Origin of the sequence: Methylobacterium platani, from assembly GCF_001653715.1 — a bacterium.
GTDB classification, from domain to species: Bacteria; Pseudomonadota; Alphaproteobacteria; order Rhizobiales; family Beijerinckiaceae; genus Methylobacterium; species Methylobacterium platani.
In genome coordinates this window covers 676-8,990 of the sequence record NZ_LWHQ01000094.1, presented here as the reverse complement: position 1 = coordinate 8,990, position 8,315 = coordinate 676, and the positions used below count along the sequence as shown (strand labels likewise).

Sequence of the window (8,315 nt, the reverse complement as noted above, 5' to 3'; positions counted from 1 at the left end):
CCCCTATGGTCGGGCCGAGGTCGCGCTGTCGTGTACCGTGGGCAGGCCAACGCTTCGCCCGCTTGGGTTCTTGTTGTGTCGCAGATTTTTGGCGCCGAACCGGTAACCACTTCGGCGAAGTCTGCACAGGTCCAGCCGAGAGGCGTCACGGCGGGACCGGCTGCCCGTCCCAGGCGAAGACGCGGCCGGAATCGCCGGGTCCCAGGCCCGCCAGGACCCGCAGGAGGTGGGCCGCGCTCTCCTCCGGCGCGAACAGGCCCGGGCCCGGATCGGGGCGGAAGGGCCGCGACAGGCCGGTCTGCACCGTGCCGGGATGGAGGCCGGCGACGATCAGTTCCGGATGGGTGCGCGCCGTCTCGACGGCGAGGGTGCGCAGGATCTGGTTCAGCGCCGCCTTCGAGGCCCGGTAGGCGTACCAGCCGCCGAGGCGGTTGTCGCCGATCGAGCCGACCCGCGCCGAGAGGGCGGCGAAGACGCAGCGCCCCTTTCGCGGCATCAGCGGCAGGGCGTGCTTGGCGACGAGCGCCGGGCCGATCGCATTGACGGCGAAGACCTCGGCCATCGCGGCCGGATCGAGGGTGCGCAGCGCCTTCTCGGGCGCGATGCCCGGCCCGTGCAGGACGCCGCTCGCGACGATCACCAGCCCGACCGGGCCGGCCTCCCCGACTTCGCCCATCGCCGCCGCGACGGAAGTCTCGTCGGTGACGTCGACCGGCACCGTCCGCACGGCCTCGGGCTGCGGCGCGGACGCGCGCGACAGGGCGAAGACGGTGCCGTAGGCCCCCTCCGCCGCGAGCGCCGCGACGAGGGCGCGACCGACCCCGCCCGAGGCCCCGACCACGACCGCGCTGCTCATCGGCCGGAGCCGGAGAGCCGCAGGAGCCGCACCAGCCGCGGCCGGAGGGGTAGCGACAGGCGATAGGCCGCCTCGGCCACGGCCAGCCCGGGCTGCCGGCCGAACACCCGCCATTCGACGAGCCGGGACAGCCAGCGCCAGCCCGGCAGCCGGTGCCAGAGCCGCGCGAAGGCGGCGGCGCCGGAGACGAGCCGTCCGTCCGCCTCGCGCACGTGGAACCGGGCCCTGGCCGCGGGCAGGTCGAGCCCCGGGCCCAGGGCGGCCCCGGCCTCGATCGAGGCGAGATCGACGAAGCGGACGCGCTCCGCCCCGGCCCGGCCGCGGTAATGCGCGATCTCGCTCCGGCAGAGCGGGCAGGCCCCATCGTAGTAGACGGTCAGATCCTCGCCCATCCGGTGTCCTCGACGATGTCGCGCCGTGCCTTCAGCTATGGGCGCGGGATCGTTCGTCACCGTGGGCCGAGCGCGCGATAAGGTCGCGCCGGCGAGGTGGCGGGCACCGGGAGGGCGCCCGCCGGGAAGGCTTATGCCGCGCCGGGCAGCCGGTAGTCCCGGAACTGGTCGCGCAACGCCGTCTTCTGGATCTTGCCGGTGGCGGTGTGGGGGATCGCCGGCACCACCACCACGTCGTCGGGCATCCACCACTTGGCGATGCGCGGCGCCATGTAGGCCAGGATGTCGGCCTTGTCGGGGGTGCGGCCCTCCTTCGGCACCACGATGAGCAGCGGCCGCTCGTCCCATTTCGGGTGCTGCACGCCGATCACCGCGGCCTCCGCCACGTCGGGATGGCCGACCGCCAGGTTCTCGAGGTCGATCGAGGAGATCCACTCGCCGCCGGACTTGATCACGTCCTTCGAGCGGTCGGTGATCGCCATGTAGCCGTTGGGATCGATGGTGGCGACGTCGCCGGTATCGAAGAAGCCGCGATCGTCGAGGATCGGCTCGTCCGAGCGGAAATAGGCCTTCGCCACCGCGAAGCCCGCGACCTTGAGCCGGCCGAAGGTGGTGCCGTCCCAGGGCAGGTCGCGGCCCTCGTCGTCGGTCAGGCGGAACTCGACGCCGAAGGGGGCGTAGCCCTGTTTCATCTTGAGGTCGAGGCGGGCCTCGCCCTCGAGACCGGCGACCTCGGGCTTGAGCGAGCAGTAGGAGCCGATCGGGCTCATCTCGGTCATGCCCCAGGCGTGGTCGACGGTGACGCCGTATTCGCGCTCGAAGCGCTCGGTCATCGCCCGCGGGCAGGCCGAGCCGCCGATCACCACCCGCTTGAGATGGCTCAGGCGTTTTCCCGTCGTGTCGAGGTATTGCAGCAGGCCGAGCCAGACGGTCGGCACCGCCGCCGTCACGGTGACCCCGGTGGTCTCCAGGATCTCGTGCACCGAGGCGCCGTCGAGCTTCGGCCCCGGCATGACGAGGCCGGCCCCCGACATCGGCGCCGCGAAGGAGAAGCCCCAGGCATTGGCGTGGAACAGCGGCACCACCGGCATCGCCATGTCGTTGGGCGAGAGCGCGATGAAGGCCGGGTTGTTCACCATCAGGCCGAGCAGCACGTTCGAGCGGTGCGAGTAGAGCACGCCCTTCGGCAGGCCGGTGGTGCCCGAGGTGTAGCACAGGCCGGCGGCCGTGTTCTCCTCGAAGGACGCCCAGGCGAAGTCGTCGTCGGCCTCCGCCAGCCAGTCCTCGTAGGCGACGGCGTTGCGCAAGGACGTCTGCGGCATGTGGGCGCCGTCGGTGAGGACGACGTAGCGCTCGACCGTCGGCAGCTTGTCGGCCAGGCGCTCGACCAGGGCCAGGAAGGTCAGGTCGAGGAAGAGGATCCGGTCCTCGGCGTGGTTGATGATGTAGGCGATCTGGTCCTCGAACAGCCGCGGATTGACCGTGTGGTAGATCGCCCCGATGCCGGTGATGCCGTACCAGGTCTCGAGGTGGCGCCAGGTGTTCCAGGCCAGCGTCGCGATCCGGTCGCCGAGGCGGATGCCGTCGGCGGCGAGACGCTTCGACAGGCGCAAGGACCGCCGGCGCACCGTGGCGTAGTCGGTCCGGTGCATCGGCCCCTCGACCGAGCGCGAGATGACCGGGCGGGCGCCGTGCTGCACGGCGGCGTAGTCGATGACGCGGTGGATCAGCAGGGGCCAGTCCTGCATCAGGCCGAGCATGGCGTGTCGTCCTTCCCTCGATGGAGCGCGCTTGCCCGCGCGCTCTCGCCCTCGATGGAGCGCGCTTGACCGCGCGCCCTCGCTCGCCGGGGCCCCCTGGGTCGCCCCTGCGGGCCTCCGGTCTCACGATCTCAGCTTATGGCAGCCGGGAAGGGGCGGCTAGAGTGCCGAGGGGCGTGGCGCCTAGATAGTTCTGATGTAAACTATTCGCCATGACCGCACCCTTGCGCCCCCCCATCCCGGCCGAGGCGGACGCCCCGGCCGAGGCCGACCCGCTGCGGGTCTGGTTCCGCTTCATCCGCCTGCACCGGCGCGTCTCGGCCGCGGTGGCGGCGGAGCTGAAGGCGGTCGGGCTGTCGATCCCGCAATTCGACGTGCTCTCGACCCTGTCCGAGCGCGAGGGCCTGACCCAGCAGGACCTCGCCGAGCGGCTCTACGTCACCAAGGGCAACGTCTCGGGCCTGATCGACCGGCTGGTCGAGGCGGGCCTCGTCGAGCGCCGCCCGATCCCCGGCGACCGGCGCTCCCACGCCCTGCACCTGACCGAGGCCGGGCTGGCGCTCGCCCGCACCGGCATCGCGGCCCAGACCGGCTACGTCGCCCGCACCCTCGGGCGGCTGCCCCCGGGCGACGTGGCCGAGCTGGAGCGGGTGGTGCTGGCCTGGCGCGACGCCGCCCGGGCCGAGGATCGCTGACCGGCGCGTGACGGAAGGTCGGGCATTGCCAGCGCCTCCGCTATTTGTATGAGTATATCCCCCGGCGCGCGGGTCGCGCCGGTCCGGCCGCCCGCGAGAGGCGGCGCGACGGAGGGAACGCGGATGCGTGCATGGATCACGGCGCTCGCCTGCGCCTGCGCCCTGCCGGCGGTCGCCGGCGAGGCCCGGACGGCGCCGTTCGGCACGCTGCCGGACGGGCGCGCGGTCGAGGAGGTGACGCTGTCGAACGGCGGCCTCACCGCCCGGGTCCTGACCTGGGGCGCGCTGCTGCGCACCCTCGATGTGCCGGACCGTGCCGGCACGCCGGCCGACGTGGTGCTCGGCTACGCGGACCTGGCCGGCTACCTCAAGGCGCCGAACTATTTCGGGGTCAGCGTCGGGCGCTACGCCAACCGCATCCGCGACGGCCGCTTCCGCCTCGACGGCAAGGACTACGCGCTCGCGCGCAACGACGGCCCGAACGCCCTGCACGGCGGCCGCGAGGGCTTCGACAAGCGGCTGTGGACGATCGCCGGGGTCGAGCAGGGCGCGGCGCCCTCGGTCACCCTGCGCTACGTCAGCCCGGACGGCGAGGAGGGCTATCCCGGCACCCTGACGGCGAGCGTCACCTACGCGCTCGACGCGGCCGGCACCCTGACGGTCGACTACCGGGCGACGACGGACAAGCCGACCATCGTCAACCTGACCAACCACAGCTTCTTCAACCTCGCCGGCGAGGGGTCCGGCCGGACGATCCTCGACCACGTCCTGACGATCCCGGCGGAGCGCTACACCCCGGTCGACGCGACCCTGATCCCGACCGGGGAGATCGCCCCGGTCGCCGGCACCCCGTTCGATTTCCGCAAGCCCGAGCCGATCGGCGCGCGCATCCGCGACGGCCGCGATCCCCAGATCCCGCGCGGGCGCGGCTACGACCACAACTTCGTGTTGACGAATGCCCCGACCGCCGACGCCCACCTCGTCGCCCGGGTCGAGGATCCGGCCTCGGGCCGGGTGATGGAGGTGGCGAGCAACCAGCCCGGGGTGCAGTTCTACGCCGGCAACTTCCTCGACGCGACGGCGGTGGGCAAGTCGGGCCTGTCCTACCGCCAGTCGGACGCTCTGGCGCTGGAGCCGCAGGTCTTTCCCGACACGCCGAACCAGCCCGCCTTCGGCACCGCCCGCCTCGATCCGGGGGCGACGTACCGGAACCTCATCACCTACCGGTTCTCCGCGGCGGCGAGGTAGGCGCGACGTCGACGCCTTCCGCCCGTCGGGCGTCGGCGATCCGGCGCCCCCGGCCCGCCCGCCGCGTCAACGCCCTCCCGACCGTGTCCGCCGCGCCCTGGCGCGCCCGCTCGCGCCGTGCTTCTCTCCGCCCCGAACCGGAGGGCCGGCCCTTGCGCACATCACCGATGATCCTGGCGGCCGTCGCCCTCGTCGCGGGCCTCGCCGCACCCCTCTTGGCGGCCCTGCCGGCCCACGCGCTCGACGTCCGCGACCTGCCCATCGCCAGGGCGCCCGAGGCCTGCCCGCACGAGGGGCCGGGCTTCGTCCGCTTCAGCCCCGGCGGTCCCTGCACGCGGATCAGCGGCCGGGTGCGGGCCGAGGCCGGCACGCCGGTGCCGGCCCGGCCGGGCGCCGGCCTCGACGGGGCGGCCCGGGGCGTGGTGAGCGGCGCCGGCCGGGTCGCGATCGATACCCGGACCCAGACCGAGTACGGCCCGGCCCGGGCCTATATCCGGCTTGGCACCGGGCGCTGACGCCTCGTGCTCTCGCGCCGTCGCACCGACGTCGGCACCCGTTCGGGCTCAGCCAGCGCCTTCGAACGGCTCCGTTCGAAGGCGCTGCGGTCCTACAGGCTGCGCGACAGCACCAGCGGCGCGCTGCGGCGGTGGCCGTAGGGCGAGGGGGCCGGACGGCTGCCGTATCCGGTGCCGTAACCCTTGGGCTCGGCGGTGCGGGTGAGTTCGGCCGAGAGGCTGCGCAGCAGGCCCTCCGAGACCGACCGGGCGGTGGCCAGCACCGCCTGGTTGGCCGCGACCGCATCGGAAAACCGGCCGTGCGCCTCGCGCAGGGCCGCGATTCCCTCCGGGGCGAAGCGGGCGAGCGCCACGGCATTCGCCTTCACGGCCTGAAGCCCCTGGAGGTAGGCGCCGGCGAGCGCGGTCTTCCGCGGCGCCTCGGCCAGGCCCTCGGCGAGGCGCCCGACCCGGATGTGGTCGCTCTCGCGCCCGATCAGGGCCTCGAGGTCGCGCATGGTGGCCAGGGTCTCGGCGACGAGCCGCTCGGCGGCGTCCGGGTCGGCGATCGGGGCGGGGCGGGGCGCCTCAGCCATTGGCGCCGCCCTGCAGCCGCAGCATCTCGCGCATCACCTGGTCGCCGATGCCGACGCCGCCGCTCTGCACGATCGACTGGGCGTATTCCTTGTTGAGCATCGAGCGGTAGACGCCGCCGCCGGTGCCGTTCTCGCCGAGCGGCCCGTCGGTGCCCTGCGAGCGGTTGAGCACGTCGAGGCTCTGCTCCAGGAACATCGACTCGAAGTCCTTGGCGGTCTTCTGCATCTTGGCCTTGCCGGCCGCCGCCGGGTCGGTCTTGTCGGCGGCGCCCGACAGGCCCGAGGTGACGGCCCCGGCGAGGGCCTGGCCGACCGCCAGGCCGGCGGAGGCCGCGAGGGTAGCGAGGGGAAACATCGGCGGGAAACCTCGGGGTGTGGGGACGGGAAGGGCAGGGGAGGGCGTCGGTGCGCGTCACATCACTTCGATGTCGGCCTGCAGGGCGCCGGCGGTCTTGATCGCCTGGAGGATCGAGATCAGGTCGCGCGGGCCGATGCCGAGCGCGTTGAGCCCGTCGACCAGCTCGCGCAGGGTCACGCCCTCCTTGACCAGGGCGAGCTTGTTCTTCTCGCCGGCATCGACCTTGAGGGCGGTGCGCGGCACCACCACGGTCTCGCCGTTGGAGAACGGCGCCGGCTGGCTCACCTGCGGCTGCTCGGTGATCGTGACCGTGAGGTTGCCCTGCGCCACCGCCACGGTGGAGACCCGCACGTCGCGGCCCATCACGATGATGCCGGAGCGCTCGTCGATCACCACCCGGGCGGTCTGGTCGGGCTCGACCTTGAGCTGCTCGACCTCGGTGAGCAGCCGGATCATGTTGCCCTGGTAGCGCGGCGGCACCTGCAGGGTGACGGTGGAGGGGTCGGTCGGCTCGGCGGTGTCGGCGCCCATGAAGTCGTTGATCGCCGCGGCGATCCGCTTCGAGGTGGTGAAGTCCGGGTTGCGCAGCGACAGGCGCAGGCATTTCTGCTCGTTGAGCTTGAAGGCGATCTCGCGCTCGATCACGCCGCCGTTGGCGATGCGGCCGTTGGTCGGCACGCCGCGGGTGATCTTGGCCGCGTCGCCCTCGGCCTGGAAGCCCGCGATGGCGAGCGAGCCCTGCGCCACCGCGTAGGCCTCGCCGTCGGCGCCGAGCAGCGGCGTCACCAGCAGGGTGCCGCCCTGGAGCGACTTGGCGTCGCCGAGGGACGAGACCGTGACGTCGATCCGCGTGCCGCTGGCGGCGAAGGGGGGCAGGTTCGCCGTCACCATCACGGCGGCGAGGTTGGCGGTGCGCATCGTGGCGCCGCGGGTGTTCACCCCGAGCCGCTCCAGCATCGACTGCACCGACTGCTTGGTGAAGGGCGCGTTGTTGAGCGTGTCGCCGGTGCCGTTGAGCCCGACCACGATGCCGTAGCCGACGAGCTGGTTGGTCCGCATCCCCTCGACGCTGGCGAGATCCTTCACCCGCGACAGGGCGAGGGCCGGCTGGGCGACCAGGAGCGAGAGGAAGGCGAGGGCGAGAAGGCGGAGGCGCATGACGGGGTCCCGAAACTCGGGATTCCGGTTTGCCAGGACCGTGCCAGCCCGCGCCGTGCGCGTAAGTGTCTGGTAAGGTTACCGCTTCGTTTCGGCGTCCGCGCCCGGGCGGGCGATCCGGGCCCGGTCGTTTTCGCCCCGCGGCAGTTTCTGCCGCCTCGTTTACGGCGCATTCACCATACCCGGGCGAGGTTTGGCGGGCGAACAGCGAACCCCGTGACGGACCCGATCCCATGCGCGTCGACACCCGCCTCGCGGCCGCTCCCCTGTCGGGAGCCGGGTCGCGCTCCCTGCCGGCAGGCGGCGTGTTCAGTCTCGGGATGGAGGCGGCCCGGGCGCCGGTCAGCGCCGGCGGTGCGATGCCGCTGGCGAACCTGAGCGCCATCCTGACCCTGCAGGGCCAGGACGAGGTCTCCGCCGACCGCCGCCGCCGGGCGACGCGGCGCGGCCACGACCTCCTCGACGCCCTCGACCGCCTCAAGGCCGCCCTGCTCGGCGGCCGCGTCGCCGCGAGCGAGCTGAAGGCCATCGCCGGCCGCCTCGCCGAGCGCGACGGCAGCACCGGCGACCCGCGCCTCGACGATCTCCTCGGGCACATCGAATTGCGGGCGCAGGTCGAGCTGGCGAAGCTCGGAGTGGCGGGGGCCTGACCTCGAGCATGGTCCGACGACGTGGATACCGGCTCGCCTCAGAAAACGCGGTAAAATCCGAGAACTCGGGGAGCTTCGCGATGGCAACGCGCACGGTCCACGACACGA

The 8,315-nt window shown here is 72.9% G+C and carries 10 protein-coding genes; 4 read left to right on the top strand and 6 right to left on the bottom strand.

What is annotated here, in order from left to right; genetic code table 11:
• Positions 1-145: 145 nt before the first annotated feature.
• The 3 genes from A5481_RS31100 to A5481_RS31090 form a co-directional block, all read right to left on the bottom strand.
• Entirely contained in the window at positions 146-856 is a 711-nt protein-coding gene (locus tag A5481_RS31100) for an SDR family NAD(P)-dependent oxidoreductase (protein ID WP_048434301.1), read from the bottom strand.
• Positions 853-1,248, bottom strand: a complete 396-nt coding sequence (locus tag A5481_RS31095; RefSeq protein WP_048434300.1) for a thiol-disulfide oxidoreductase DCC family protein — start codon at positions 1,246-1,248, stop codon at positions 853-855. Before A5481_RS31095 ends, A5481_RS31100 begins: the two co-directional genes overlap by 4 nt.
• 131 nt (positions 1,249-1,379) lie before the next feature.
• Positions 1,380-3,008, bottom strand: a complete 1,629-nt coding sequence (locus tag A5481_RS31090; RefSeq protein ID WP_048434299.1) for a long-chain-fatty-acid--CoA ligase — start codon at positions 3,006-3,008, stop codon at positions 1,380-1,382.
• 224 nt (positions 3,009-3,232) lie between these two features.
• On the opposite strand from A5481_RS31090, the gene A5481_RS31085 reads away from it, so the two are divergent.
• The 3 genes from A5481_RS31085 (at position 3,233) to A5481_RS31075 (ending at position 5,466) form a co-directional block, all read left to right on the top strand.
• Positions 3,233-3,703 (top strand): MarR family winged helix-turn-helix transcriptional regulator, encoded by a 471-nt coding sequence (locus A5481_RS31085; protein WP_245238852.1) that lies wholly within the window; start codon positions 3,233-3,235, stop codon positions 3,701-3,703.
• A 123-nt stretch (positions 3,704-3,826) separates the two neighbouring features.
• A complete protein-coding gene (locus A5481_RS31080; protein WP_048434297.1) occupies positions 3,827-4,951 on the top strand; it encodes an aldose epimerase family protein in 1,125 nt (374 codons plus the stop codon).
• A 152-nt stretch (positions 4,952-5,103) separates the two neighbouring features.
• Entirely contained in the window at positions 5,104-5,466 is a 363-nt protein-coding gene (locus tag A5481_RS31075) for a porin (protein ID WP_245238850.1), read from the top strand.
• A 92-nt stretch (positions 5,467-5,558) separates the two neighbouring features.
• Here the strand turns inward: A5481_RS31075 and A5481_RS31070 are convergent, their stop codons facing one another.
• From A5481_RS31070 to A5481_RS31060, 3 genes are read right to left on the bottom strand one after another with little or no spacing between them, the layout of a single operon-like run.
• Positions 5,559-6,041 (bottom strand): hypothetical protein, encoded by a 483-nt coding sequence (locus A5481_RS31070; RefSeq protein ID WP_048434295.1) that lies wholly within the window; start codon positions 6,039-6,041, stop codon positions 5,559-5,561.
• Positions 6,034-6,396 carry a rod-binding protein gene (locus A5481_RS31065; protein WP_048434294.1) on the bottom strand — a complete coding sequence of 121 codons (363 nt, stop codon included), beginning with the start codon at positions 6,394-6,396 and terminating at the stop codon, positions 6,034-6,036. The genes A5481_RS31070 and A5481_RS31065 overlap by 8 nt, the downstream gene beginning before the upstream one ends.
• Positions 6,397-6,453: 57 nt before the next feature.
• A complete protein-coding gene (locus A5481_RS31060) occupies positions 6,454-7,557 on the bottom strand; it encodes a flagellar basal body P-ring protein FlgI (protein WP_048434293.1) in 1,104 nt (367 codons plus the stop codon).
• A 233-nt stretch (positions 7,558-7,790) separates the two neighbouring features.
• Between A5481_RS31060 and A5481_RS31055 the strand changes: the two genes are divergently transcribed.
• Positions 7,791-8,207, top strand: a complete 417-nt coding sequence (locus A5481_RS31055; RefSeq protein ID WP_048434292.1) for a flagellar assembly protein FliX — start codon at positions 7,791-7,793, stop codon at positions 8,205-8,207.
• Positions 8,208-8,315 lie beyond the last annotated feature (108 nt).

Coding starts and splice junctions, on each gene's coding strand:
- A5481_RS31100 (WP_048434301.1), bottom strand. CDS start 856: ATGAGCAGCGCGGTCGTGGTCGGGGCCTCGGGCGGGGTCGGTCGCGCC.
- A5481_RS31095 (WP_048434300.1), bottom strand. CDS start 1,248: ATGGGCGAGGATCTGACCGTCTACTACGATGGGGCCTGCCCGCTCTGC.
- A5481_RS31090 (WP_048434299.1), bottom strand. CDS start 3,008: ATGCTCGGCCTGATGCAGGACTGGCCCCTGCTGATCCACCGCGTCATC.
- A5481_RS31080 (WP_048434297.1), top strand. CDS start 3,827: ATGCGTGCATGGATCACGGCGCTCGCCTGCGCCTGCGCCCTGCCGGCG.
- A5481_RS31070 (WP_048434295.1), bottom strand. CDS start 6,041: ATGGCTGAGGCGCCCCGCCCCGCCCCGATCGCCGACCCGGACGCCGCC.
- A5481_RS31065 (WP_048434294.1), bottom strand. CDS start 6,396: ATGTTTCCCCTCGCTACCCTCGCGGCCTCCGCCGGCCTGGCGGTCGGC.
- A5481_RS31060 (WP_048434293.1), bottom strand. CDS start 7,557: ATGCGCCTCCGCCTTCTCGCCCTCGCCTTCCTCTCGCTCCTGGTCGCC.
- A5481_RS31055 (WP_048434292.1), top strand. CDS start 7,791: ATGCGCGTCGACACCCGCCTCGCGGCCGCTCCCCTGTCGGGAGCCGGG.